The organism is Endobacterium panacihumi, assembly GCF_050847465.1.
GTDB classification, from domain to species: Bacteria; Pseudomonadota; Alphaproteobacteria; order Rhizobiales; family Rhizobiaceae; genus Neorhizobium; species Neorhizobium panacihumi.
In genome coordinates this window covers 901,458-926,755 of record NZ_JBOZRA010000001.1, presented here as the reverse complement: position 1 = coordinate 926,755, position 25,298 = coordinate 901,458, and the positions used below count along the sequence as shown (strand labels likewise).

Sequence of the window (25,298 nt, the reverse complement as noted above, 5' to 3'; positions counted from 1 at the left end):
CGGGCTTTTCTGATGGCCCATTGGATACCGGTAACACGGCGTCAGCGACCAAAGCCCAGCCACTCGTCGCGCAAGAGCGCATAGGCATATTCGTCGAACCAATCGCCCTTCCACTGTCGGCTTTGGCGCGTATGGGCTTCGCGGCGCATCCCCAGTTTTTCCATCAGCCGAAAGGAAGCCTCGTTATAGGTCGGGCAATTTCCCGTCGCCCGGCGCAATCCCTCCACATCGAACACGTAATGCAAAAGCGCTTGAACCGCCTCACGCGCATATCCACGCCGCTGAAAATCGGCGTGGATGATCCAGCCGAGATTGCCGAGACTGGCGGCCCTGTCGAACAGAAAAACGCCCACCTCGCCGATCATGCGACCTTCGCCTTTGAGTTCAACGGCCAGCATCACCCAGATGTTTTCGACGCCAACCGGCATCTCCGCCTGTCGGGCCAAAAGCGCCGATGCCCTTTCAGGTGTCGCCGGGTCGGCGGGCTGCATACGCAGATTTTGGGGATGATTTCTGAAGGCGAGATAATCGCCGAGATCGGCAAGGTTGGGCCGCCGCACGATCAGCCTGTCTGTCTCATAACGCAGCATCACCGCATCCTCCGATTACGGGCAACCATATCGGCTGTCCGGTCGGAATTCATTGATCGCAGACAAGCACCACAAGGCGGCAAGACGGCCGCCTGAAATCTCAGCCGATCATCACCTTGGCAATTTCGCTTGCCAGGTCTTCCTGCGAATAGGGTTTTCCGAGCCGACCCACATCGATATCCATGCCTTCCGGCAGGTCGCTGTAGCCACTGGCAAGCAGGATCGACAGGCCGGGCACAAGCTGGCGAGCCTGCTGGGCCAGTTCGGCACCATTCATGCCGGGCATGGAAAAATCGGTGATCATCAGATCGATGCGATCGCCACCATTGATGGCCTTGCCCAACAGCTCCAGGGCTTCACGTCCGGAATGCGCCTCGATAACCTTGTGACCGAGTTCCTCGAGCATGTCGACGGATGTCATGGCGATCAGAACGTCGTCGTCCACCATCAGGATACGGCGTTGTGTCTGCAGGTCGCTCATGCGGTTTACCCCCGGCATATTTTGTATCCCCACGGCTTTGCACCAGGGATTTTTCGTTCTCGGAATCCGCCCCGCCTCCTTGAGCGGATTCCACCAGATAGATAGCGTGGGGTATTATTACGACAAGATTGAGGTTGCGCGAGAAGTTTCTTCGTCCGGTATCGCACACTTTCGCCAGTAAAAGGCCCGGCCGCAATGCGACCGGGCACCTTCATAAGCCGGCTATAAAAATCAGCGCTTGCCGCCCTTGTCGTCGGGCGCATTGCCGGAGCGGGTCGCAGAGACCGGGTCGCTGGCCGGAAACGTGTCTTCCAGACCTTCGTCCAGCTCGCTATCGACGTCTGTGCGCGTCTGCGCGCGTTTTTCATCCTTCAGCGATTTCACCGCATCGGAGGGCGTCTTGTTGGAATTGTCATGAGCCATAGGCATATTGTCCTCCATCATTTCCATAGATCTGGTCTGATGGCATAACGTTGCGGCGGGTCAGCGGTTCCGAAGGCAACCGATCACCAGGCTGCGACTTGCCGGGAGCCCGACTCGGCAAGAGCCGACCTACCAAAGGTCGGGGTGACGGTTCACATCCTTGTAGAGCAGGTAACGGAAGCGCCCGGGGCCACCGGCATAACAGGCCTGCGGGCAATAGGCGCGCAGCCACATGAAATCACCGGCCTCGACCTCGACCCAATCGGAGTTCAGCCGATACACAGCCTTGCCCTCCAGCACATAAAGCCCGTGCTCCATGATATGGGTTTCCATGAAGGGAATGGTGGCGCCCGGCTCGAAGGTGACGATGTTGAGATGCATGTCGTAACGCACGTCGGACGGATCGATGAAGCGCGTCGTCGCCCAGCGGCCGTCGGTATCCGGCATAGCCGACATCTCGCAGTCGTCTTCGTGGGAAAAGATCGCTGGCGGCAACTCGAGCCCCTCCACCACCTTGAACACCTTGCGCACCCAGTGGAACCGCACCGCCTCTCCGGTATCGTTGGCGATCGTCCAGGCGGAACCGGCCGGAAGATAGGCAAACGAACCGGCTCTCAGGTAATGCACTTCACTATCCAGTGTGACCGTCATGCCGCCGGCAACGACAAAGATTGCCGCTTGCGCCCGCGCATCCGGCTCCGGGCGAACACTGCCGCCACCCGGTAGAACCTCGACGATATACTGCGAAAACGTCTCGGAAAAACCGGTCATCGGCCGTGCCAGAATCCACGCCCGAGTCTTTTCCCAGTGCGGCAGAATGCTGGTGACGATATCGCTCATCACGGTTTTTGGAATGACCGCATAAGCCGTCGTGAACACCGCCTTGCTGGAAAGCGTCTGCGTCTGCGGCGGCAGGCCGCCCACTGCGGAAAAATAGCTGGAAGATGTCATGCGCTGCACCCGTTATTATTGATGCTCAAGGTGTAAGCACCACATCCGGGCGAGGCAACGGTTTATTGGCTGCGCAAATCGCCGGCTCAGCAAAGGTCCCAGATCGGGCCCTTGACCATGTGTTTGGGCATATCGCGAACGGTTTCGCGCGGCGGCGGCACATGAATGTCGCCTGCCCCGATCATCCGGTAGAACTGGTCGACACGGCGGCGCTGCAGACTTTCGATCTCGGTCACGCGATAATGGTCGGCCGCCTTCATCATGAATGTCGCGAATTCCTCCATGCCGATGCCATCCGCCTTGCGCATCTGCGCGATCAGCGGGTCCTGAATGGCCTGGTGCAATGTGAGGTCTCGAAACATGATCTTGGCTCCTTTGCGCCGGCCAATACACGCTTCATGCGACAGCTTTATTTCAATCGGGGATTTTTCTTCTCGCCCTCCGCTTTTCCAGCAAAGACAGGGAAAATCGCCTCGCATGACGGTTCCATGACGAAAATGGAAGGAAACTGGAAACCCCTGTAATTTGACTGACAAGCAAGCTCGCTAAGACGCCGCTCAACAGATGCGTGGCGCCATGAAGGCCGCCCGCCGGAATGTTGGAGTTTGCCCCATGAAAGTCATCCAGATCACCGATACGCACTTGAGCCCCATGAAGCCGCATTTCAACGGCAACTGGGCCCCGCTCATGCAGTGGATCGAGGCGCAGGATCCGGATCTGATCATCCACACGGGCGATCTTTCCGTCGATGGCGCCGACCACGCCAACGATCTCTCCTTCTCCATGGACCTGATGCGCGAAGTGTCGGCCCCGATGCTGATTATTCCCGGCAATCACGATGTCGGCCACCTGCCCGGCTCGCCGCAACCCGTCAATGCCGAGCGCCTCAACCGCTGGCGTGACATGGTCGGCCGCGATTACTGGTTCCACGATGCCGATACAGACAAGGGCAACTGGCGTCTCATCGGCCTCAACGCGCTCCTGTTCGGCCAAGGCGACGACGCCGACGGTACGGAAGAAGAAGCCCAGTTCATCTGGCTGAAGGAAGTGCTGGAAAACCGTGGCGACCGCCGCGTCGCCATGTTCTCCCACAAGCCGCTTTTCGTCGATGAGCCGCAGGAAGGCGATACCGGTTACTGGGGCCTGCGCCCGGCCCAGCGCGGCCGCATGTATGACCTGATCGCCGCCCACGACGTTGCGCTCTTCGCCAGCGGCCACCTGCACTGGGCCTGGGAAGGCAAGTTCGAAGACACCGCCCTCGTCTGGGGTCCGGCTGCGGCCTTCATCATCGACACGCTGGAGCGCGAAATGCCGGGCGAGCGTCTCGTTGGCTCCGTCGTCCACGAATTCGGCGCGACGGTGAAAAGCACCATCGTCGCCGTTCCGGGCATGGTTGCCCATGTCATAGATGACGTCATCGAGGAAGTTTATCCGCAGAGCGCCAAGAAAACTGCACCGGAGGCGGCGGAATGAGCGCGCTTTCGATCCAAAACGTCACCAAGTCCTTTGGTGACAACCACATATTGAAGGGCATCAGCCTGGAGGCGGAAGCCGGCGAGTTCATCGCGCTGGTCGGTCCCTCGGGCTGCGGCAAGAGCACGCTGCTGCGCATCGTCGCCGGACTTGAAGGCGCCGACAGCGGTGAGATCGTTGCCGGCGGCCGCGACCTGACGCGCCTGGTCGCGGCCGAACGCAACGTCGCCATGGTGTTCCAGTCCTACGCGCTTTATCCGCATCTGACCGCCGGCCAGAACATCGCCGTGCCGCTCGCCATGCGCAACCTCACCTCGATGCAGCGCCTGCCGGTCATCGGCTCGCTGCTGCCGGGTCAGAAGGCGATCCGCAAGGATATCATGCGGCAAGTCACCGACATGGCCCGTTCGCTGAAGATCGATCACCTTCTCGACCGCAAGCCCGGCCAGATGTCCGGCGGCCAGCGCCAGCGCGTCGCCTTGGCGCGGGCAATGGTGCGCCAGCCCGGCCTGTTCCTGATGGACGAGCCGCTCTCCAACCTCGATGCCAACCTGCGCGTCCATGCCCGTGGCGAAATCGTCGACCTGCACCGTCGCGCCGGCGTGCCGACGCTTTATGTCACCCACGATCAGGCGGAAGCCCTGTCGATGGCCGACCGCGTCGCGGTGATGATGTCCGGCAACCTGCTGCAGCTCGCAGCACCCGAAGTCATCTATGACGATCCGGCCCATATCGAAGTGGCAAAATTCGTCGGCCAGCCGCGCATCAACACCATTGCCAGCCGCGTCGATGCCGATGGCGCCGTCACGCTCGGCACATGGCGCCTGCAGCCGCATGAAACGCTTGCGCCCGGCTCTGATATCACCGTCGCCATCCGCTCGGAATTTTTGTCGATCGCCGATCTCGGCGCACCGGGCCTTCCCGCCCATATCGAGCGTCTGGAATTCCTCGGCTCGGAAGTGATCGTCTACACCAAGCTCGATGCCATCGGCGAAAGCATGGTCGTCAAGCTCGCTCCGTCCGACGCCAGGGGCCTTGTCGCCGGCAAGCCGGTCACGATCGTGCCGCAGGGTGAACGCCTGATGGTATTCGGTGCCGATGGTGCCCGCCTGCGTGCCGATCTCACCTTCACCACCCAGCTGGAGCGGGCGCATGGCTGACCTGACCGCCATCTCCATTCCGGCCGGTTCGTCTTCGCGCGAGAAGGCACCCAAGCCCATCGTCAACGTCAGCGAACGCCACGAAGCCCGCGTTGCATGGATGCTCGCAGCGCCTGCGATGATCCTCATCGTGCTGTTCATTCTCGCACCGGTCGTCGCCGTCATCACGCTCGGCTTCACCGATTTCGAACTGGGTTACAGCACCTTCAAGTTTGTCGGCTTCGAAAACTACGCCGAACTGATGGGCGACCGCACGTTCCGCCAGTCGCTGTGGAACACCGCCATCTACACGGCCATCGTCGCCCCAGCCTCGATCCTGCTCGGCCTCGGCGTGGCTCTCCTCATCGAAAGCGAAACGGTCGGCCGCTCCTTTTTCCGCACGGCCTATTTTCTCCCCGTCGCATCACTGCTCGTCGCCATGGCCACAGTCTGGCAATACCTGCTGCATCCGACCATCGGCCCGGTCAACAGCCTGCTCAACCTGATCGGCCTGCCCGGCCCCAACTGGCTCGGCTCCGCCGGCACAGTCCTCTACAGCCTGTCGATGATCGGCGTCTGGCAGACGGTCGGCTTCAACATGATCCTGTTTCTCGCCGGCCTCACCGCCATCCCGCGCGATCTTTATGCCGCCGCCGAAATCGATGGCGCAAAATCCTCGCTGGATCGCTTTTTCCTCGTCACCCTGCCCATGCTCGGCCCGACCACGGTTTTCGTCACCACGATCAGCATCATCAACGCGGTCAAAGTGTTCGAAACGGTGAAAACGCTCACCGAAGGCGGCCCCAACAAGGCCTCGGAAGTCCTGCTCTTCACCATCTACCAGGAGGGCTTTGTCTACCTGCGCGTCGGTTACGCCTCGGCCATGACCGTCGTCTTCCTTGCCGTGCTGGTGGTGATGATGTTCGCGCAATACCGCCTCGTCGACCGGAAGGTACATTACTGATGACTGGGACCTTTTCCCTCGGCCGGGCCGTCCGCCTCACCCTCCTGTCGCTCGGCGCGCTGATCTTCCTCGCGCCCTACATCTTCATGATCTCCACCGCCGGCAAGGGCCAGAGCGAGATCTTCACCTCGTCGCTGTCGCTCATCCCGACGCAGTTCTTCTATCTCGAGAACTTCGCAAAAGCCTTTGGTCGCGTCTCGATGGGCCAGCTGCTCTGGAACGGCGTCATCGTCTGCGGCCTGATTTTTGTCATTCAGGTGATCATCGCCATCCCTTGCGCTTATGCCATGGCCAAGCTGAAATTTGGCGCTGCCCGCCTCTTGATGGCGCTGGTCATGCTCGGCCTGCTGGTGCCGATCCACGCCACCTCGCTGCCGCTCTATGTCGCCTTCGACAGCGCCGCTCTGCTCAACAGCTATACGGCTCTCGTCGCCCCCTTCTCGATCTCGGTGTTTGCGATCTTCCTGTTCCTGCAGTTCTTTCGCGCCATGCCGGATGATCTCATCCACGCCGCCCGTCTGGACGGCATGTCGGAACTCGGCATCGTGATGCGCGTCATCGTTCCCAATGCCTGGCCGGCCATCACCGCCTTTGCGATCTTTTCCGTGGTTGCCCACTGGAACGACCTCTACTGGCCGCTGATCGTCGTCTCCAATCAGGCCTATGCCACGCCGCCGCTCGGCCTCCTGTTCTTCCGGGCAGCCGAGGCCGGCGACGACTACGGCGCGCTGATGGCCGCCACTTTGATCATCACCCTTCCCCTCGTTGCGGCATTTCTTCTCGCACAAAAACGCTTCGTCGAGGGCATCACCATGACCGGTCTGAAGGGATAGCCCGAACAACCGGTCGCCTCACCTCCCCCGCCTTATCCTCCCACGGAGAAATGCAATGAAGCATTTTGCAAAACTTCTCTCGGCCGCCGCCATCACCATGGCAGCCGCTTTCCCGGCCCACGCCGAAACCACGTTGACGGTTCATTACCCGATGCCGGGCTTCTTCAAGGACGTCATGGACAAGGTGTCCAAGAAGTTCATGGAAGAAAACCCGGACATCAAGATCGAGTTCGCAAACCCGTCGCCGACCTATGAGGAAGGCATCCAGACGATCATGCGCCAGGCCGGCACGTCCGAAATGCCGGACCTGACCTTTATCGGCCTCAACCGTCTGCGCATGGCCGACGAGCGTTCGATCCCGGTCGATCTCGCGCCGTTCATGGCCAAGGACAAGGCTTCGATGGCCGAACAGGGCTTTTCGGACACGATCCTGAAGCTCGCACAGGTCAACGGCAAGCAGGTCGGCCTCGCTTTCGCAACGTCGAACCCGATCATGTACTACAATGCCGATCTGGTGAAAGCTGCCGGTGGCAACCCCGACCAGCCGCCGAAGACATGGGACGAAGTGATCGCCCTTGGCGCCAAGATCAAGGCGCTCGGCAATGGCGTCGACTCGGTCGATTTCCGCTGGCAGGGTGACGACTGGATGTTCTCGGCGCTGCTGTTCGGCGCCGGCGGCTCCATGCTGTCGGAAGACGAAAGCAAGGTCGCTTTCAACGGTCCTGAAGGCCAGAAGGCATTTGGCGTGCTCGACCGTCTGGTCAAGGAAGCCGGCATGCCGGTCTTCACCAAGGCTGCCGGTGAGCAGGCCTTCGTTGCCGGCAAGGTCGGTTTTGCCTTCCAGACGACGGGCGCTCTTGCCAACACCATCAAGAACGTTGGTGGCAAGTTCGACCTGCGCACCGCTGAAATCCCGCTTCTCGACCCGGTCAACGGCAAGCTGCCGACCGGCGGCAATGCCGTCGTCATCCTGACCAAGGACGCTGCCAAGCAGGACGCAGCCTGGAAGTTCGCAAAATTCGCAGCCGGCCCTTACGGCGCCTCCGTCGTCGTCCCGGGCACAGGCTACGTTCCGAACAACGAACTGGCAGCAAAATCGCCGGAATATCTCGGCGAGTTCTACCAGAAGAACCCGCTCTTCCAGGCCGGTCTCAAGCAGATGCCGCGCATGATCCCGTGGTACGCCTTCCCGGGCTCCAACGGTGTCCGTGTCACCCAGACGATCGTCGACAACTCTTCGCGCGTTGTCGATCAGTCGGCCAAGCCGGAAGAAGCACTGGACGATGCCGCCAAGGAAGTGAAGCGCCTGCTGCCCCGCAGCTAAAAGGCCGGCACCGTGATGAAGAACCGCCGTACGAGCAATCGTGCGGCGGTTTTCGTTTGCAAGGTCAGATCGCCCGAACCGTCCCGCCCGGCCGCATCGTGAACGGCACATCCAGATGCCGCGCCGGCGCGTGGTTTTCGGCGATATCCAGCAGCAGCGAGGCAGCGGCTGCCCCCATGCTGACATCCGGCATCTCGATCGTCGTCAGCACCGGATCGATCAGCCGGCCGATGGAGATACCATCGAAACCCGCGACCGAAACATCACCCGGCACGGAAAGCCCCTCGCGCTTCAAAGCCCCGATCACCCCGAGCGCCAACAAATCGTTGGAGGCGATGATCGCCGTCGGCCGCGCCACCCGCAGAGCCTCGCCGAGATCGAGCCGGTCATATTCGGTAAACCCGATCTCCACCGCCGGCATAGGCACCAGCCCCGCCTGCCGCATCGTTTCGACATGGCCCTCATACCGATGACGCGCACGGTCGGAGGCCGCAAAACTGCCGGATACGAACAGGATGCGGCTGTGCCCGTGCGCGATCATATGTCGGGTGATCATCCGGCTCGCCGCAAAATTGTCGGTGGTGACGGCGGCGGTAAAATCTGCAGTCGGGCGATTATGCATCAGCACCGTCGGCGGCATGTTCGCTACCGGCGGCCGATAGCTTGCGGCATCACACAAGGTCAGGATCAACCCGGTGGGCCGTTCGTTCAGCAGTGCCGCAATGGCATTCGCTTCCTGCGCCGGATCGTAATTCGATTGCACAATCAGCACGCCATGCCCCGCCACCAGCATGCGGTTCTGGATGATGGACACCGACGTTGCAAAAACCGGATTGGTGATGCTGGGAATGAGCAGGCCGACAACCGGCCGCCGCGCCGCCCTGCCCGCAGCCACGACGGAGGCCCGATATCCCAGCTCGGCCGCCGCCTTGACCACCCGCCTGCGCGCGCTGTCGCTGACGGCACCCTTGTCGGTCAAGGCTCGGCTGGCCGTTGCCACCGAACAGCCCGCGCGTTTCGCGACCTCTTCCAATGTTGCCATGCTCTTCCGCTCCGTCGGTTGCCTCAGGGCGCGTGAGGATTATGAAGATTGCACGACAGTTTTACGACAGTCGAAAACGCTCAGTCTTTCGGCATGATCGCATAAAGCCGGAAGAAACGCGCCGCCCTGCGCTTTTCATCGGGATCGCGCCGGACGCTTTCCCAGGCCATCAGCAGCGCCTCATGCAAGGCAAGCCCGACCAGTTGGGCCACGACGCTGCGCTCGTCGATACTGTAAATCTCGTCCCGGACCGTCTTCAACCCGGCCACCACGCTTTCGATATCCTGCATGTCAAAAGCCCCCGATGTGTTCCCCACATGCGCGAGACTACATGCAATCAAAAGCTGCATTCGGTAGATTTAGATTTAAAGTAAAGCGTTAAGGTGAGTTTGCGACAGAAGGCCGTACCCGCGCAAACAAGGGATTGAAAATCCGAACGTTTTTCCGGAACAAGGACATGCCTAGCCGGGAGCGTCAACCCATAGCGGGCGCAAACCGGACGGCTACGCGTGCAGCCGCCCGGATGAAAAATCAGTTCTGGTCGATCGCCAGCGTCATCGTCACCGAGATGGAATAGGTATTTTCGCCGGCAGCCACGGCAAAGCTATCGGCCTCAGCCTTCATCGCCGCCATGCGCGGCATCGGCGACGGCGGCATGAACCGATCCTCACCCTCGCTGATATCGACGACCTTCCCCACTTTCACGCCGGCGGCGTCGGCCAGCGTGCGCGCCTTGTCCATGGCCTCTGCCACCGCCTTCTTGCGCGCCTCGGTGCGGGCGCCGGACGGATCGTCATTGGTAAAGGTGATCTGCCCGCCCTGATTGACGCCCAGCTTGACCGACTGATCGATAATGCCGCCCAGCGCCTTCAGGTCGCGGATTTTAACGGTCACACCGTTCTGCACCTCGTAGCCGATGATCTTTGGTGGATCGACACGGCCGTTTTTCGGTTCGTTCTGCTGGTACTGCGGATAGATCGAAAAATTGCTGGTCTGCAGATCCTTCTCCGCAATACCCGCCGTCTTCAAGGCTGCAAGCACCTGGTTCATGGCCGTATTGTTATCGGCAAGCGCCTTTTCCGCGGTCTCGGCATTGCGTGCCACGGTGAGATTGATGATCGCCATGTCGGGCGCGACGGAGGCTTCGCCGGTGCCGGTCACGCGAATAACCGGTTCGCGGGCCGGCCGTTCCTGAGCCGACACGGAGGTTGCAGCAAGCGGCACGGCAATGAGTGTGGCAGCGAACAGGGCGGAGAGAGGGCCGGCGGAGCGATGAGAAATTCGGCGCATGGAAACGGTCCTTGTATGGATACAAAAAACTTCGGCCACAACTCAGTGACGATCGATTGTGAACCTATTGCGGCAACGGCTTGTGAGGGCTGCGGAATTAAGTTAGAGCGTTTTTCGCGGAAGGCGAACCATTGCGCCACCGCAAGCCGTCTCCACGGCTGGACCCGTAGCTCAATGGTTAGAGCCGGCGGCTCATAACCGCTTGGTTGGGGGTTCGAGTCCCTCCGGGTCTACCATTCCCCAAAAAAATGCCGCCCTTCGCCAGTCGGGGAGACGGAAACGAAGAGCGGCAACATTCCATCAACGGGCGACGGAGATGGAATTTCAAAGACGATTGTTACCGGCGAATCACCGGGCAACCGCGTTCATTCGCAAAAACGATACGGTCGCGACCGCGACGGTCATAACCTTCAACCACGACGACACGGCGCGAAACATCGACAACGCGGGCGCGACGCAGACCCATGCGGCTTGCCTTGTCTTCCGCCAGCCAGGAATCGCAACGGTCGCGGCGCGGCGGCGGACCACGGAAATCGCGCGGCGGCGGGCCGCGGTCGCGGTCGTAATACTGGACATAGACACCGTATTCCGGGCCTGCGGCGGCGGCACCCGTCAGGGTCGCGCCGAACGAAGTCAAAGCGACCAGGGCGGCAAGGCCAGCCTTCACAAAAACATGGGTCACGTTTCTCTCCAAAAAAAGAAATAATTCCGGCTACCCGGAGACCTCTGAAAATTATGGGGCGAGACCTGAACGGGTTCCGAAGGCTGCATTCATCTGCTGTTCAGCAAAGAAACGTTTCGGCCGATATCCTGCCATCATGCACTCAAATGCAGGACGACCTCGCGTCGATGCGGTCGCTGCCGGTGCTCGAAAAGATAGATGCCCTGCCAGGTGCCAAGCGCAAGCCGCCCGCCCGACACCGGAATGCCGATCGATACCGCCGTCAGTGCTGCCTTGATATGGGCCGGCATGTCATCCGGTCCTTCGCTCGTATGGCGCATCCAGCGCATGGCGGGATCATCGGACGGCGGCACCATGCGATGAAAAAACGCCGTCAGGTCGTGCTGGACATCGGGATCGGCATTTTCCTGAATAATCAGCGAGCAGGATGTATGGCGGACAAACACCGTCAAAAGACCGAATTCCACCTCACTCTTCGCAATGAAGGCTTCGACATCGCGGGTAAATTCGTAAAGCCCCTGCCCGCGTGTGGAAATGCTGATCATCGTTTGTGCCATGCATGCAATCTCCTGTTTCCATTCGACGATAACCGGCCGATGCGGTCCGGCAAAGAAGACTGACCGGATTATTGTCCCGAAAGTGACACCGACGGACAATCGTGCGGGCGCCTGTCGATCAGGCATCCAGACCAATGGTGTTTTGAGAGCATGGCCTGTATGGAGAGCGGCCTGTTCCTTGGACGTTGTCCCATGCTGTCATCCCCTCCACGCCTTGCCACACTTGCAACTGTCGCCCTGATCGCCTCTGCGTCTCACGCCGTCAGCGACGACAAGGCCGTTATGGTAAAGCCGGCGACATCGATGCCTGGCGCGGCTGTCAGCCACGTCAATGCGCCGAAACCTTCAGGTTTGCCCCCAAAAGGCCCGTCATTGATGGAGCCGCAATTGCATGTCGTGCGCGCCGGCAATGCAAAACCTGCGCGCGTCGCTCTGACCTTCGATGCATGCATGGGAAAGACGGATGACCGTATCCTTTCCGTGCTGGTTTCCGAGCGTGTGCCGGCCACTGTTTTTGTCACTGCCCGCTGGCTGAAAACCAACCCGCAGGCTGTGGCGATCCTCAAGCAGCACCCCGACCTGTTCCAGATCGAAAACCACGGCCAGAACCACATCCCGGCCGTCGACGTGCCGGCCTCGATCTATGGCATCGCGGCGGCGGGATCGACCGATGCGGTGCAGCGGGAAGTCGCCGGCGGTGCCGATGCCATTCGCGCTGCAGGCTTTGCCCAGCCCCACTGGTTCCGCGGCGCGACCGCCAAATATGATGCCTCGGCCATTCGCCAGATTCGCGACATGGGATACAAGATAGCCGGTTATTCGCTAAACGGTGACGGCGGCTCATTGCTGGGATCAGCCCTGAGCGAGAAAAAGATTGCCGGCGCCAAAGATGGTGACGTGGTGATCGCCCATATCAACCAGCCGACCCATGCCGCCGGCGAAGGCGTGGCACGCGCACTCCTGATCTTGAAAAAACGCGGCGTCGAATTCGTGCGGCTGCAGGACGTCGAGGAGACCGGCGATCACGACACCACACGCGACCTCGTGGCCGCGATCGGTCAGTAAGCCGGAAAACCGCGTTTGCGCCATTCGCTTTTCGGGATGACGCCGCCGACCTGATGGGCAAAGGAAACGACCTTCATCGCCTGCCCGTCCACTTCGCAGCGGAAACTCACGTCATACCACTGGTCACGGGCGCGAAAGCCGATGGAGCGTGCATCGATCACGTTCCCGTTCGCCAGACGCGGCTTTGGCAGGAGGTTGGGCTGGTACGAAGGCGTGCCATGCCGCAGCTGTTCGCGCAGTTCCGTATTGCAGAGTTCCGCCGCCCTCTCCCCGCGCGACATGTTGCCCATCGCAATGGTCGCCATCGGGTTATCGGTCACGCTGGGTGAGAACAGCTGTCCTGCCTTTGGCAGAGCAGCCTGCCCAGCCGGCTTGGCCTCATCGTCCGCCTGCGTTGATTTGGATGGATTTGCGGCGGTCATTTCCGCATTCGCCATCTCCTCCCGCGGCGCCGGCACAGGCACAGGCACAGGCACAGGCACAGGCACAGGCACAGGCACAGGCACAGGAATGCCATCCCCTCCGCCGGCGGTTGGACCAAGCCCCACATCGGGCACGGTGACATCCTCCGGCACGGGCGCACCGGGCGCCTCGGCGCTATCCTCAATCTTGGCGATTTCCGGCTCATTGGCCTGCGCATCGGTATCGGCCTGCGGCACATCGCGTGCGGCAGCACTTTCAGGTTCGGGCTCGGCTTGCGGCGGTATCTCGGCCTGTTGGGCCTGCTCTGCCTCAGGTGGTTCTTCCGCCGCTTCGCCTTTATCGGCTGAAGCGCCATCATCGGCCTTCTCCGGGCCGGCATCCTTCTCCCCGAACTGGACGACAGGACGGAAGGCATCAAGCGGCTGCCCTGCACCGGTGTTTTCCGGCGCCTCCGGTGTTTCAGCAGCCGGCGGCGCCGGAGGAGGCGATGGCTCGGCAGCCGGCGGCGGTGGCGGAGGTTGCTGCTGCGCTTCTTCCTCAGCTTCCTCGGGCGGCGCGGGCGGAGCTTGCGGTTCTTCGTCCGCCTTTTCCGGTTCCGGCGGCACGATTTCGACGCTGACGACCTCCTCGGCCTCGGGCTTTGGCAGTTCGAACGGAATGCCGACAAGGATGACGAATGCGATAAGGCCATGGATCAGGAAAGAGGCAGCAATGCCCCATTTCCACATGCCGTTCCGCGTCTCAACATCCTGCGTCATCATGCCGATGTAAGATGGAAACGGTCCATGATCGAGTCCTCCCTTAATCAAAAACGAATGATGGGGCGGTTTTTGTGGATTGAAAACAAACCGACCGTACGGTATGTTTATTCATGTCCAAAGCTCACCGACGCGAAAAACAACCGGATGCGGTGCGCCGCTCCCTTCTCGACCAGGCTGCGCGCCATGCGGCGGAAGACGGCCTGTCGGCGATCACGCTGCAATCGGTGGCCGATGCCGCACATGTCACCAAGGGTGGCCTTCTGCACCATTTCCCCAGCAAGCAGGCGTTGATCGAAGCTGTTTTCGAAGACCTGCTTGGAACGCTCGATGACGAGATCGACCGCTTGATGGAAGCTGATGCGGTCGCCAATGGCAGTTTTACACGCGCCTATATCGATGCATTTTTCGAGGTAGCACGCGAAGGCGACGCCAGCCCATGGGCAGCGCTATCGGTGTCCTGCATGACCGACGCAAAGCTGCGCACGCGCTGGTCCGAATGGATGCACAAGCGGCTGGAGCGGCACGCGGCAACGGACAGCACCCCTCACCTGGCAGTCGCCCGTTATGCCACCGATGGCATCTGGCTCGCCAACCTCACGGAAATATCCGGCCTGCCCGCAGGTGAACTCGACCGGCTGCATGATCAACTCAAGACAATGACATCCACGGGAAAACCATGACCCCTGCCCTTCTCACCTACGGCTCGCTCGCTACCGCCATCGCACTCGAAGTTGTCGGCACAACACTTCTGCAGCAAAGCCAGCAATTCACCCGTCTTCTGCCCACACTTGGCATGGCCGTGTGTTATGGCACTGCCTTCTACCTTCTGACGATTACCCTCAAAACCATGCCAGTCGGCATTGCCTACGCCATCTGGAGCGGGCTGGGCATCGTCCTGATATCGGCGGTCGGCGTCGTCCTGTTCAAACAGACCCTGGATCTTGCCGCGATCATCGGCCTTGGCCTGATCATCGCCGGCGTGGTGGTGGTCAACGTGTTTTCCAGAAGCGTCTCGCATTGATTGCAGGAATTTTCGCCTGAGCGTATGATCGAGAGGACGAGACCTGGAGGTTCCGATGGCAGCCGTCTCTCTTGAAGAAGCACAGGAAAAGCTCGGCGAACTGATCGACCGAGTCGCACGCGGCGAAAGGGTCGAAATATTGCGCGATGGCGAACCGGTGGCGACGCTGAGCGCGCCGGAGAGCAAATCAGCGCCGGCACGCCGAAAAGCCCCAATCGACCTTGAGCAACTGAAGGCAATTCGCGATCAGATGCCGACACAGACCGAAAGTGCAGGCGATTTCATGCGGAAGGTACGCGACGGCGAAAGATACTGATGTATTACATAGATACATCAGCACTGATTGCACTTCTCGTTGGTGAACCGTCAGTCGACCTCGTGTCACGATGGATGGACCATCACCGAGACGAACGGATGTTCATCAGCGAATGGACTTACACGGAGTTTTCGTCCGCCTTGTCCGTGAAGGCTCGTGTCGAAAAACTCTCACCCTCGTTGCGAAAGCTCGCTTTGAGCGGTTTTTATCAGATGGGCAACAATTCGCTCGAAGTGGCAGCGATCCTTTCTCACCACTTTAAAGCAGCGGCCCAACTGGCCGATCACATGGAGCTCGGCCTCCGCTCCGGCGACGCCCTCCACCTCGCCGTCGCAATGGAACTCTCCGCCGAAATCATCACCCTCGACAAACGTTTTGCCACAGCCGCCCAAACCCTTGGTGTCCGCTGCACGCTTCTCTGACCAAACTCAAGCCAAACAAAAACCCGGCCAACCTTGCGGTGGGCCGGGTCTTTTGATGTCTTCGTGCTGCCGTCAGCCGATCAGCTATCGAGGAACGAGCGCAGTTTTCTCGAACGGCTCGGGTGCTTCAACTTGCGCAGCGCCTTCGCTTCGATCTGGCGGATACGTTCGCGGGTCACCGAGAACTGCTGGCCGACTTCCTCGAGCGTATGGTCGGTGTTCATGCCGATGCCGAAACGCATGCGCAGAACACGCTCCTCACGCGGTGTGAGCGAAGCGAGAACACGGGTCGTCGTTTCACGCAGGTTCGCCTGAATGGCGGCGTCGATCGGCAGAAGCGCGTTCTTGTCCTCGATGAAGTCACCGAGATGGCTATCCTCTTCGTCACCCACCGGGGTTTCGAGCGAGATAGGCTCCTTGGCGATCTTCAGGACCTTGCGGACCTTTTCGAGCGGCATGGCCAGCTTTTCGGCCAGCTCTTCCGGCGTCGGCTCGCGGCCGATCTCGTGCAGCATCTGGCGCGAGGTACGAACGATCTTGTTGATCGTTTCGATCATGTGCACCGGAATACGGATCGTGCGGGCTTGGTCGGCGATCGAACGGGTGATCGCCTGACGGATCCACCATGTCGCATAGGTCGAGAACTTGTAACCGCGACGGTATTCGAACTTGTCGACCGCCTTCATCAGGCCAATATTGCCTTCCTGAATGAGGTCGAGGAACTGCAGGCCGCGGTTGGTGTACTTCTTGGCGATAGAGATGACGAGGCGAAGGTTCGCTTCGACCATTTCCTTCTTGGCGATACGCGCTTCGCGCTCGCCCTTCTGCACCATCGACACAATACGGCGGAATTCCGAGATCGAAATGCCGGTTTCCGTTGCGAGGTTCTGGATCTCCTGACGGATGTCGCGGATCGTGCTGTTTTCGGACTTCGCAAATTCCTTCCAGCCGCGCGCGGCAAGATTTCCGATCGACTGCATCCAGTGCGGATCGAGCTCGGCGCCCTGATACTGTTCCAGGAAGCTGTCGCGCTTGACGCCATAGGATTCGGCCAGACGCAGCAGACGGCCTTCGTTCTGCATCAGACGCTTGGAAATGTCGTAGAGCTGCTCGACAAGGCTGTCGACGCGGTTCTGGTTCAGCGACAGCGATTTTACCGCCGTGATCAGCTGATCCTTGAGCTCCTTGTAACGGCGCTCCTGACCGCTCGAAAGCGTACCGGTGCAGGAAAGACGTGCCTCAACCTGCTGATCCTGCAGCTTGCGCAGCTTCTTGTAGGTGTCCGCGATGACGTCGAGCGTTTCCATGACCTGCGGGCGCAGTTCGGCTTCCATGGCAGCCAGGGACAGGCTCGACTCGTCGTCGTCCTCTTCCTCTTCCTCGATCGGCATGTCGCCGCCAACGGCGGTAATGTCGTCGTCATTGGCAGCCCGGCTCCTGCGGGTCTTTTCCTTCTCTTCGGCAGCCTTGCGGTCTGCCTCGATCTTTTCCGGGCTCTGGAACTGCGGTGCAGCCTTGGCTTCCGGACCCGAATAGGTCGTTTCGAGGTCGATGATCTCGCGCAGCAGCGTCGTGCCTTCGTTGAGCTCGTCGCGCCAGATGATCAGCGCCTGGAACGTCAACGGGCTCTCACAGAGACCGGAAATCATCGTCTCGCGGCCGGCTTCGATACGCTTGGCGATGGCGATTTCGCCTTCGCGCGATAGAAGCTCGACGGACCCCATTTCGCGCAAGTACATGCGCACCGGGTCGTCGGTACGGTCGGTCGGTTCTTTCTTCTTCGCGGTCGCAACGGCAGTACCGGCAGAAGGCGCCAGTTCGCCGCCTTCGCTGTCGCCATCGTCATCGCCGTCGTCGTCGGATTCGGCCTTCTCTTCAGCCTCTTCGTCCTCGACAACGTTGATGCCCATGTCCGAAAGCATCGCCATCGTGTCTTCGATCTGCTCGGACGTCACTTCTTCGGAAGGAAGCACCGAGTTCAGCTCGTCCATGGTCACATAGCCGCGCTTCTTCGCGGCCTTGATCATTTTCTTGACCGCGTCATCGGAAAGATCGAGAAGCGGACCATCCGTAGCGCCTTCGCGTTCGGTTTCTGCTTCTTCGTTTTCTTTGACTTTAGTTGCCATTTAATTCGTCGCTTTCCCTGGACGCCATTCCGTCGCGGTTATCGGGTACTGCCTGTTACGGGTGATGTGCCACCCGCCGCCGCGAATCGCAATCACTCACCTAACCGACTGACCTTTAATTCGTGCTTAACCACGCCGTCGGCGATCGCCATAAAGGATCGATTGACCGTCGGAGCCCCGCTCTTGGTTCCTTGGCCTGTCCGATCCATCCACCTAATTCTGCCTGAAACGGTGATTCCCACAAAATTCCTTCCCGTCAAGCTTTTCCCGGAAAATACCCACTGAAATCGGGCTTTAATCAGAAAAAGTTGAGAGTGCTGGGTACGCGGGTTAAAGAGCCCTATCACTACGTCCGGCTGATATGTAGGCAGAGGATCGTCAAAGACAAGCCTCGCCAACGCACAAAACAACCGGCGCTTTTACTCAGCCGTGACCAACGGCTGCTCCCTTGATACGTCCGGACATCACGCCAAAACCATCGATGATCGCTTCCTGGTTCTCCAGACGCAGAATTTCATTGTGAACTTCAGATAATGCCCGCAGCAACGCATCGCCACGCTCCGGCTCGTCACCCGGCGTTTCGGCAATCTCCCGCTCCAGCTCGATCTTCTGCCAGCGCAACTCCTTGTTGCGCAGGTAAAGCGCCAGCGTCTGCATATAGGCCTGCAGCGCGTCCTGCATGTCGGCCTCCTCGGTCGCGGTCCACAGGCGCGCATTGCGCACCTGAACGGTCATCGACTTCAGAAGATCGGCAAAACCATTCTCTTCCAGCTGTTCGCGCACCAGCGCCGGCGTCGCCCGCGTGCCGGCCTTGGTGATGATGGCCAGCACACAGGCCCAGAACCGCTGCAGATCGCGGTTCTCGAATTCGACGGTCGAAACATCATCATACTGATCGAGCAGAAGCAGCGGATGATTGACCACGGTCAGCGCCAGCACCACCTCGCGCAGCGCCGGCAGCTCCACATGGCCGCGCACGAGGCCGGATTTTGCCAGCCGGTCGGAGACAGCCATGCTGCCGCGAAACTCGCCACGGCCCTGCTGTCCACCGCCGCGAAAATTCTGGCGACCACCGCCACCGCCCCTGCCCGGCTCGAAACCGCCACGGCGCTCCGATCCGCGAAAAAGGCCGTTCAACTGCTCACGCATATGCTGCTGGTAATAACGGCGCACGTTTTCGTCGGCGATAACAGACACGATCTGCTTCAGTCGCGCTTCCAGTTCGGCACGCCGTTCGGGCGTATCGAATGTCGCACCAACTGATTCGCGCTGCCAGATCATCGTGGCGAGCGGCTTTGCATCGGCCAGCACGCGGTCGAATGGCGCACGTCCATCCTGCTTGACAAGATCATCCGGGTCCTTGCCATCCGGCAGCATGGCGAAGCGCACGGAACGACCGGGCTTGATATGCGGCAGCGCCAGATCGGCGGCGCGGTTGGCGGCACGAATACCGGCGCCATCACCATCGAAGCAGAGGATCGGCTGCGGCGTCATCCGCCACATCAGTTCCAGCTGGTTTTCGGTGAGCGCGGTGCCAAGCGGTGCCACGGCATTTTCGACGCCGGCCTGATGCAGCGCGATGACGTCCATATAACCTTCGACGGCGATCACATCGCCCGGCTCGGCTCGGCCACCCTGGCGACCGGCCATCTGGGCAGACTGGCGGGCGCGCGCATGGTTATAAAGCACATTGCCCTTGTGAAAGAGCTCGGTCTCGGGCGAGTTCATGTATTTCGCCGGCGCATCAGCCGCCATGGCGCGGCCGCCGAAGGCGATCACCTTTTCCCGCACCGAAAGGATCGGGAACATGATGCGATCGCGAAAATAGTCGTATGAAACCGAAATGCCTTCGCCGTGGCGCACCAGCCCACAGGCCTCGATCTGATCCTTCGGCACGCCCTTATTGGCGAGATGCTCCTTCAAGGCATTGCGGCTGTCAGCGGCAAAACCGAGACGAAACGTCTCAATGGTTTTGGCCGTCAGACCGCGATCGCGCAGGTAAGCGCGCGCCTTGGCACCGATCGGCGCGTGCAGCTGCTCCTGAAAGAACAGGGTCGCCATTTCCATGACATCCTGCAGGCTGGTGCGCTGCTGCTCGCGCTTTTGCGCCTGCGGATCGGGTGCGGGCATGGAAATGCCGGCCATGTCGGCAATCTGCTGCACGGCTTCAGGAAAATTGAGGCCTTCCAGCTCCGTCATAAAACGGAAATGGTCGCCGGATACGCCGCAGCCAAAGCAATGGTAGCGGCCCTTGCGGTCCTCGCAGTGAAAGCTCGGGCTTTTTTCGCCATGGAACGGGCAGCAGGCCCAATAATCGCCGCGCGACACATTGGTCTTCTTGCGATCCCACGTGACGCGTCGTCCGATCACAGAAGAGATCGGCACACGGTCTCGGATTTCATCAAGAAAGGTATCGGAAAAGCGCATTGTCACCTCGGAGCCTGCCTCCATATAAGCCCGATATTGCCCCGGCGCCATTCAAATGCCGGGTGATACCCGCAATTCACAGGGTCTATGCCTGACCACCGTCCTGCAAACATCCCGGCCCACCTTGGAACCGCACATATGAACAAGCGCAGTCTGCTTTACGTGGCTCTCATGGTCACGCTCATGATCGGCGCGATCATCGATGCCTATATATTTGCCTATAACGAACGCCTGCTGATCCTAAACGACATAACCCAGATGATCCTCATCATCACATTCTCGGCTCTATGGGAGATCGAGGACGCAAAAATGCGCGACATACCGTACAAACGCAGCGCGCGCATATTGACGGTCCTGTTTGCACCGCTCGGCCTGCTTGTCTACTGCCTGCAATCCAGAAGGCCGCTTCCAGCCGTCATTCTTTACATCGGCTTTATGATCGGCGTGGTGGCAGCAATCATTGTGGGATCGGTGATCGGCGAAGTGCTCGTTACCGGATCTCTCGAAACGTTGTTGCCATCGGAAGGATAACACCGGCTACATAAAACGACAGCGTTTGCCGTTGACCGCAGTTCAGGCGAATTTGCGGCAACTTGCCCCGTCCCAAAATTATATTTTTGTAATTTGAAAAGCACGCCGCGCGGGATCAATCTCCATCTCAGGTCAGGAAGCGTCAGCGGCTTTTTGTGAAGCGCCGACAATGCACCGCGCAACCGGGTGCAAACTTCCTTCGCTCTTCGGGTGGAGATGTCATCATTACGGTGATGTTGACCGCCTACCTCGCCGGCGGCCAGTCCGCAGTCGGCCGGCGGGATGGATGAAGAGCAAAAAGGCCGGGCTCCATGATCGGATCCCGGCCTTTTTCTTTTGTGCGCTCAGCGTCTTCGCTCAGCCAAGCTGCGCCTTGATCGTGCCTGATGCCTTGCCAAAATCCATCTGGCCGGCATAACGCTCGCGCAGCGCCGCCATCACCTTGCCCATGTCCTTGATGCCGCTCGCACCGATCTCGGCAATGATGCCGGCAATGATCTCGCCTACCTTCTCGTCCGACAGCTGCTCGGGCATGAAAGTCTTGATGACGGCGATTTCCTCGCGCTCCTGCGTGGCCAGTTCGCCACGGCCGGCTTCGTCGTAGATCTTGGCCGATTCGTCGCGCTGCTTGACCAGTTTTTGCAGGATCTGCAGGATCTCGTCTTCGCTGGTCTCGTCCTTGCCGGCGCCGCGATTGGCGATATCGCGATCCTTCACGGCAGCCTGGATCAGGCGCACGGTCGAAAGACGGCGCGTGTCCTTGGCCTTCATCGCTTCCTTCATGGCGGTAGAAAGCGTTTCGCGGATCATGATCTCACTCCTTCAAAGCCGTTTTCGGCCTATTATAATAATGTAACGCGTACATAGACGAGGCAAACCGCCCGTTCAATGCGATGATAGGCGAATAAATACCGTATCAGGCCGCTCGGTCAGTTGACCGCAAAGCGTCGCTTCGATATTTTCCCGCACCTAGCACACAATTGAACGAAGGTTTTCACGCGCCCATTCGCGTGCCCCTTTCCTTGCGACCACAGTGATGGCCCTGCACTCTGCTAGAACACTCTGGCGGACACGGGCGGAGACGAACCGAATGACCGCGACAGCCCCTTCTACCGCCCCTTGGACCACCAGCAAACCCACCGCCCTTCTCGTGCTTGCCGACGGCACCGTCATCGAAGGCACCGGCATCGGTGCCACCGGCAAGGTGACGGCGGAAGTCTGCTTCAACACGGCGCTGACCGGTTATCAGGAAATCCTGACCGATCCGTCCTATCTCGGCCAGATCGTCACCTTCACCTTCCCGCATATCGGCAATATCGGCACCAATGACGAAGATATCGAAGATCTGACACCGGCAGCACGTCGCGGCGCTGTCGGCACAATCTTCAAGGCCGATATCACCGAGCCGTCCAATTACCGTTCCGCAAAACATCTCGACGCATGGCTGAAGGCACGCGGCGTCATCGGCCTGTCGGGCATCGATACGCGTGCGCTGACCGCCTGGATCCGCCAGAACGGCGCACCGAACGCCGTCATCGCGCATGACCCGAACGGCGTCTTCGACATCGAGGCCCTGAAGGCCGAAGCCAAGGCATGGGGCGGCCTTGTCGGTCTCGACCTCGCCAAGGAAGCAACGTCCGGCCAGTCGTCGCAGTGGACGCAGACGCCATGGGTCTGGAACGAGGAACTTTCCGACCTCGACCCGGCTGATGCCAAGTACCACGTGGTTTGTGTCGATTACGGCGTGAAGCGCAACATTCTTCGCCTGTTCGCCGGCCTCGACTGCAAGGTCACGGTGGTTCCGGCCAACACGTCCAGCGAGACGATCCTCGGCCTCAACCCGGATGGCGTCTTCCTGTCCAACGGCCCGGGCGACCCGGCAGCCACCGGTGAATACGCGGTCCCGGTCATTCAGGACATCGTCAAGTCGGGCCTGCCCACCTTCGGCATCTGCCTCGGCCACCAGATGCTGGGCCTGGCGCTCGGCGCCACGACTGAAAAGATGCACCAGGGCCATCACGGCGGCAACCACCCGGTCAAGGATCACACGACCGGCAAGGTGGAAATCGTTTCGATGAACCACGGTTTTGCGGTTTCCTCGGCATCGCTGCCGGACGGTGTGGAAGAAACCCACATTTCGCTGTTCGACGGTTCGAACTGCGGCCTGCGCCTTGCCGGCAAGCCGGTCTTCTCCGTGCAGCACCACCCGGAAGCCTCTCCGGGCCCGCAGGACAGCCATTACCTCTTCCGCCGCTTCATCAACATGGTGCGCGAAAAGAAGGGCGAACCGGCTCTGGCCGAACGCTAAGCAACAGAGTTTCTGAATGAAATACCGAACGGCTCGCTGTCAGCGGGCCGTTTCTTTTTGGTCTTTTACCAACAGCCAGAAGCGACCGCACAGAAAGGCGGCAGCGGCGGCAAGACCGAGCACGAAGCCGAACCACACCCCCTCGCCGCGCAGACCGAGCGGAAAGGCAAACACCCAGGCGCAGACGAAACCGATCGGCCAATAGGCGATCAGTGCCAGGATCATCGGGATGGTCGTGTCCTTCAAACCACGCAGAATACCGGCGCCGACGGCCTGCAGGCCATCAACGAGCTGGAACACACCGGCAAGCATGATCAGTGGCACGGCCAGTGCAAGCACGGTTTCGGCATCGGCCTTGGTCGTATCCAGAAACAGACCGCCGAAGAAACGCGGCACGCCAAGGAACAGAATGGTGCCGATGGTCGTGAACACCACACCGATCACAAGAGCAGCCACGCCGGCACGCCGCACACCCTGCATGTCACGGCGGCCATGCGCCAAGCCCACACGCACGGTGGCAACCTGCGCCAGCCCGAGCGGGATCATGAAAGCGATTGACGCCAATTGAAGAGCAATGCCGTGCGCAGCAAGCTCCAGCTTGCCGATCATGCCCATAAGCAGTGCCGCTGCGCCAAACAGGCTGGTCTCGGCCAGAATGGTAAAACTGATCGGCAGGCCAAGCACAAACACTTCACGGATCATGCCCCAGTCAGGCCGCCAGAAACGCACGAAAATTTCGTAGGCGCGGGTATCGGGCAAAACCTCGATATAGGCGACGATGATGACAAAACCCGTCAGATTGGCGCAAACGGCTGCAATCGCCGCGCCATGCAAGCCGAGCTGCGGCGCGCCGAAATGACCGAAGATCAGGAGATAGGCCACGATCAGGTTGATGAAGAACATGCCAAGCGTGACGAACAGCACCATGCCGCCCTTTTCGAGCCCCGTCACGAAGGCGCGAAGCGCGAAAAAGCCGAGTGCCGGAAAGATGCCCCACATCGCGGTGCGCAGATAACTCTGCGCCGTTGCGGCAACATCCGGCTCCTGCCCCAGCTTCAGCAGCAGCGGCTCGGAAAACCACAGGATCGGCGAGACAAGCACACAATAGGCAAGAACCACCCAAAGCCCCATGCGCACCGAACGACGCACGCCGGTCGTATCGCCATGGCCGAGCGCCTGTGCCACCATCGGCACGATCGCGCTGGTAAAGCCGCTGCCGAAGATGAAGGTAATGAAATAGAGCTGCGTGGCGATCACCACGGAGGCAAGTTCCGTCGTGCCGAGCCAGCCGACGAGGATGACGTCTGTCGTATGGATCGCGACCTGTGCAAGCTGCGCACCGACCAGCGGCACGCCAAGCATCAGCGTGGCACGCATATGCGTGAACCACGAGTTGTCGATTTCTTTCTCGGGCGTCGTTTCAGGCCGCGCCGCTGCGACAGACATTTTAACCTCCTAAAGGAAAACGCCGCTTCCAGGTCTGGAGAGCGGCGATGTGCCTTCGCCATAGACCACATGACACGACACGGCAACCTTGAGAGGCAACCCAGCAGGATTTTTGGCCGATCGCTTCAATTGTGGTGATCAGTCGCCCAAAGTGCCGAAGCACGCCTCGACAACCCGCCGGTTTTCATCCCACAACGGATGAACAACAAGGGGTGGAGCGAATGCTGGAATTGCTTTTCAAGGGCGCGGTGATTGGTTTCGGCGCAACCGCGCTGATGGATATCTGGGCCTTTGCCCTGCATGTCCTGTTCGGCGAACCAAAGCCCAATTGGGCACCCGGCGGCCGCTGGTTTTTCCATCTCTCACGCGGCAAGGTCTTTCATGACGACATGGGCAAAGCCGAACCCTATCCCCATGAAAACGCCCTCGGCTGGACCGGGCATTATGCCGTCGGCATTGTTTACGGCATCATTCTGGCCGTTGTGGTCGGCCCGCAATGGTTCTCAGGCCCAACCTTCATCCCGGCATGGGTTCTCGGCATCGTCACAATTGGTGCGGGCTGGTTCCTGATGCAGCCCGGCATGGGGCTTGGATGGGCCGCGTCCAAAACGGCCAATCCGCGAAAGGTGCGGCTGATGAATTTTGCCGCACACACCGTGTTTGCAATCGGACTTTACGGCACAGCACTGCTGCTTGCGTAAAG

At 60.2% G+C, this 25,298-nt stretch carries 27 protein-coding genes, 1 tRNA gene and 1 pseudogene; 14 read left to right on the top strand and 15 right to left on the bottom strand.

Annotation, left to right across the window (positions count from 1 at the left end):
- Positions 1 to 41: 41 nt before the first annotated feature.
- From ACRQ1B_RS04650 to ACRQ1B_RS04630, 5 genes and pseudogenes are all read right to left on the bottom strand, one after another.
- Positions 42 to 590, bottom strand: a complete 549-nt coding sequence (locus ACRQ1B_RS04650) for a GNAT family N-acetyltransferase (protein ID WP_432292486.1) — start codon at positions 588 to 590, stop codon at positions 42 to 44.
- 100 nt (positions 591 to 690) lie between these two features.
- Positions 691 to 1,047, bottom strand: a pseudogene (locus tag ACRQ1B_RS04645) (response regulator); the annotation flags it as partial.
- A gap of 255 nt (positions 1,048 to 1,302) precedes the next feature.
- Entirely contained in the window at positions 1,303 to 1,500 is a 198-nt protein-coding gene (locus tag ACRQ1B_RS04640) for a hypothetical protein (RefSeq protein WP_432292485.1), read from the bottom strand.
- Positions 1,501 to 1,623: 123 nt separating this feature from the next.
- The gene (locus ACRQ1B_RS04635; RefSeq protein ID WP_432292484.1) at positions 1,624 to 2,445 is read right to left on the bottom strand and encodes a bifunctional allantoicase/(S)-ureidoglycine aminohydrolase; all 822 of its coding nucleotides are present in this window, start codon (positions 2,443 to 2,445) and stop codon (positions 1,624 to 1,626) included.
- Positions 2,446 to 2,531: 86 nt separating this feature from the next.
- Positions 2,532 to 2,807, bottom strand: a complete 276-nt coding sequence (locus ACRQ1B_RS04630; protein ID WP_432292483.1) for a hypothetical protein — start codon at positions 2,805 to 2,807, stop codon at positions 2,532 to 2,534.
- A gap of 250 nt (positions 2,808 to 3,057) precedes the next feature.
- On the opposite strand from ACRQ1B_RS04630, the gene ACRQ1B_RS04625 reads away from it, so the two are divergent.
- Genes ACRQ1B_RS04625 through ACRQ1B_RS04605 form a run of 5 tightly spaced genes read left to right on the top strand, consistent with a single transcriptional unit; the run spans position 3,058 to position 8,178 of the window.
- Positions 3,058 to 3,918: a metallophosphoesterase family protein gene (locus ACRQ1B_RS04625; protein ID WP_432292482.1), complete on the top strand. Its 861-nt coding sequence runs from the start codon at positions 3,058 to 3,060 to the stop codon at positions 3,916 to 3,918.
- A complete protein-coding gene (locus ACRQ1B_RS04620) occupies positions 3,915 to 5,078 on the top strand; it encodes an ABC transporter ATP-binding protein (RefSeq protein ID WP_432292481.1) in 1,164 nt (387 codons plus the stop codon). Before ACRQ1B_RS04625 ends, ACRQ1B_RS04620 begins: the two co-directional genes overlap by 4 nt.
- The gene (locus ACRQ1B_RS04615; protein ID WP_432292480.1) at positions 5,071 to 6,021 is read left to right on the top strand and encodes a carbohydrate ABC transporter permease; all 951 of its coding nucleotides are present in this window, start codon (positions 5,071 to 5,073) and stop codon (positions 6,019 to 6,021) included. Before ACRQ1B_RS04620 ends, ACRQ1B_RS04615 begins: the two co-directional genes overlap by 8 nt.
- Complete coding sequence (locus ACRQ1B_RS04610; RefSeq protein WP_432293810.1) at positions 6,018 to 6,854, top strand: carbohydrate ABC transporter permease; 837 nt, start codon at positions 6,018 to 6,020, stop codon at positions 6,852 to 6,854. Before ACRQ1B_RS04615 ends, ACRQ1B_RS04610 begins: the two co-directional genes overlap by 4 nt.
- 55 nt (positions 6,855 to 6,909) lie before the next feature.
- A complete protein-coding gene (locus ACRQ1B_RS04605; RefSeq protein WP_432292479.1) occupies positions 6,910 to 8,178 on the top strand; it encodes an ABC transporter substrate-binding protein in 1,269 nt (422 codons plus the stop codon).
- A gap of 64 nt (positions 8,179 to 8,242) precedes the next feature.
- On the opposite strand, the gene ACRQ1B_RS04600 is transcribed toward ACRQ1B_RS04605, so the two are convergent.
- From ACRQ1B_RS04600 to ACRQ1B_RS04590, 3 genes are all read right to left on the bottom strand, one after another.
- Entirely contained in the window at positions 8,243 to 9,220 is a 978-nt protein-coding gene (locus tag ACRQ1B_RS04600) for a LacI family DNA-binding transcriptional regulator (RefSeq protein WP_432292478.1), read from the bottom strand.
- Positions 9,221 to 9,300: 80 nt separating this feature from the next.
- A complete protein-coding gene (locus tag ACRQ1B_RS04595; RefSeq protein ID WP_432292477.1) occupies positions 9,301 to 9,510 on the bottom strand; it encodes a hypothetical protein in 210 nt (69 codons plus the stop codon).
- Positions 9,511 to 9,751: 241 nt separating this feature from the next.
- Entirely contained in the window at positions 9,752 to 10,510 is a 759-nt protein-coding gene (locus ACRQ1B_RS04590) for an SIMPL domain-containing protein (RefSeq protein ID WP_432292476.1), read from the bottom strand.
- A gap of 160 nt (positions 10,511 to 10,670) precedes the next feature.
- Here ACRQ1B_RS04590 and ACRQ1B_RS04585 point away from each other — a divergent pair.
- A tRNA-Ile gene (locus ACRQ1B_RS04585) sits at positions 10,671 to 10,746 on the top strand.
- Between the two features lie 101 nt (positions 10,747 to 10,847).
- Here the strand turns inward: ACRQ1B_RS04585 and ACRQ1B_RS04580 are convergent.
- Together ACRQ1B_RS04580 and ACRQ1B_RS04575 are read right to left on the bottom strand one after the other, a co-directional pair.
- Entirely contained in the window at positions 10,848 to 11,192 is a 345-nt protein-coding gene (locus ACRQ1B_RS04580; protein ID WP_432292475.1) for a hypothetical protein, read from the bottom strand.
- Positions 11,193 to 11,326: 134 nt separating this feature from the next.
- Positions 11,327 to 11,749, bottom strand: coding sequence for a secondary thiamine-phosphate synthase enzyme YjbQ (locus ACRQ1B_RS04575; protein ID WP_432292474.1), 423 nt, complete (start codon positions 11,747 to 11,749; stop codon positions 11,327 to 11,329).
- Between the two features lie 192 nt (positions 11,750 to 11,941).
- Here ACRQ1B_RS04575 and ACRQ1B_RS04570 point away from each other — a divergent pair, with 192 nt between their 5' ends.
- Positions 11,942 to 12,814, top strand: a complete 873-nt coding sequence (locus ACRQ1B_RS04570) for a polysaccharide deacetylase family protein (protein ID WP_432292473.1) — start codon at positions 11,942 to 11,944, stop codon at positions 12,812 to 12,814.
- On the opposite strand, the gene ACRQ1B_RS04565 is transcribed toward ACRQ1B_RS04570, so the two are convergent.
- Positions 12,808 to 13,998 carry a DUF930 domain-containing protein gene (locus tag ACRQ1B_RS04565; RefSeq protein WP_432292472.1) on the bottom strand — a complete coding sequence of 397 codons (1,191 nt, stop codon included), beginning with the start codon at positions 13,996 to 13,998 and terminating at the stop codon, positions 12,808 to 12,810. The two genes, ACRQ1B_RS04570 and ACRQ1B_RS04565, sit on opposite strands and share 7 nt — an antisense overlap.
- 110 nt (positions 13,999 to 14,108) lie before the next feature.
- On the opposite strand from ACRQ1B_RS04565, the gene ACRQ1B_RS04560 reads away from it, so the two are divergent.
- From ACRQ1B_RS04560 to ACRQ1B_RS04545, 4 genes are read left to right on the top strand one after another with little or no spacing between them, the layout of a single operon-like run.
- Complete coding sequence (locus ACRQ1B_RS04560; RefSeq protein ID WP_432292471.1) at positions 14,109 to 14,678, top strand: TetR/AcrR family transcriptional regulator; 570 nt, start codon at positions 14,109 to 14,111, stop codon at positions 14,676 to 14,678.
- Positions 14,675 to 15,019: a DMT family transporter gene (locus tag ACRQ1B_RS04555; RefSeq protein WP_432292470.1), complete on the top strand. Its 345-nt coding sequence runs from the start codon at positions 14,675 to 14,677 to the stop codon at positions 15,017 to 15,019. The genes ACRQ1B_RS04560 and ACRQ1B_RS04555 overlap by 4 nt, the downstream gene beginning before the upstream one ends.
- Positions 15,020 to 15,074: 55 nt before the next feature.
- Positions 15,075 to 15,335, top strand: coding sequence for a type II toxin-antitoxin system Phd/YefM family antitoxin (locus ACRQ1B_RS04550; RefSeq protein WP_432292469.1), 261 nt, complete (start codon positions 15,075 to 15,077; stop codon positions 15,333 to 15,335).
- A complete protein-coding gene (locus ACRQ1B_RS04545) occupies positions 15,335 to 15,757 on the top strand; it encodes a type II toxin-antitoxin system VapC family toxin (protein WP_432292468.1) in 423 nt (140 codons plus the stop codon). The genes ACRQ1B_RS04550 and ACRQ1B_RS04545 overlap by 1 nt, the downstream gene beginning before the upstream one ends.
- Positions 15,758 to 15,837: 80 nt before the next feature.
- Here ACRQ1B_RS04545 and rpoD read toward each other — a convergent pair whose 3' ends face one another.
- Entirely contained in the window at positions 15,838 to 17,883 is a 2,046-nt protein-coding gene (gene rpoD, locus ACRQ1B_RS04540) for an RNA polymerase sigma factor RpoD (RefSeq protein WP_432292467.1), read from the bottom strand.
- 423 nt (positions 17,884 to 18,306) lie between these two features.
- Positions 18,307 to 20,310 (bottom strand): DNA primase, encoded by a 2,004-nt coding sequence (dnaG, locus tag ACRQ1B_RS04535; protein ID WP_432292466.1) that lies wholly within the window; start codon positions 20,308 to 20,310, stop codon positions 18,307 to 18,309.
- A 138-nt stretch (positions 20,311 to 20,448) separates the two neighbouring features.
- Between dnaG and ACRQ1B_RS04530 the strand changes: the two genes are divergently transcribed.
- Positions 20,449 to 20,841, top strand: coding sequence for a hypothetical protein (locus ACRQ1B_RS04530; RefSeq protein WP_432292465.1), 393 nt, complete (start codon positions 20,449 to 20,451; stop codon positions 20,839 to 20,841).
- 357 nt (positions 20,842 to 21,198) lie between these two features.
- Here ACRQ1B_RS04530 and ACRQ1B_RS04525 read toward each other — a convergent pair whose 3' ends face one another.
- Positions 21,199 to 21,651 (bottom strand): GatB/YqeY domain-containing protein, encoded by a 453-nt coding sequence (locus ACRQ1B_RS04525; RefSeq protein WP_432292464.1) that lies wholly within the window; start codon positions 21,649 to 21,651, stop codon positions 21,199 to 21,201.
- 280 nt (positions 21,652 to 21,931) lie between these two features.
- On the opposite strand from ACRQ1B_RS04525, the gene carA reads away from it, so the two are divergent.
- On the top strand, positions 21,932 to 23,149 hold the full coding sequence (gene carA, locus ACRQ1B_RS04520) for a glutamine-hydrolyzing carbamoyl-phosphate synthase small subunit (RefSeq protein ID WP_432292463.1): 1,218 nt from the start codon (positions 21,932 to 21,934) through the stop codon (positions 23,147 to 23,149).
- Between the two features lie 39 nt (positions 23,150 to 23,188).
- Here the strand turns inward: carA and ACRQ1B_RS04515 are convergent, their stop codons facing one another.
- A complete protein-coding gene (locus ACRQ1B_RS04515) occupies positions 23,189 to 24,595 on the bottom strand; it encodes an MATE family efflux transporter (protein ID WP_432292462.1) in 1,407 nt (468 codons plus the stop codon).
- Positions 24,596 to 24,816: 221 nt separating this feature from the next.
- On the opposite strand from ACRQ1B_RS04515, the gene ACRQ1B_RS04510 reads away from it, so the two are divergent.
- The gene (locus ACRQ1B_RS04510) at positions 24,817 to 25,296 is read left to right on the top strand and encodes a DUF2938 domain-containing protein (protein ID WP_432292461.1); all 480 of its coding nucleotides are present in this window, start codon (positions 24,817 to 24,819) and stop codon (positions 25,294 to 25,296) included.
- Positions 25,297 to 25,298 lie beyond the last annotated feature (2 nt).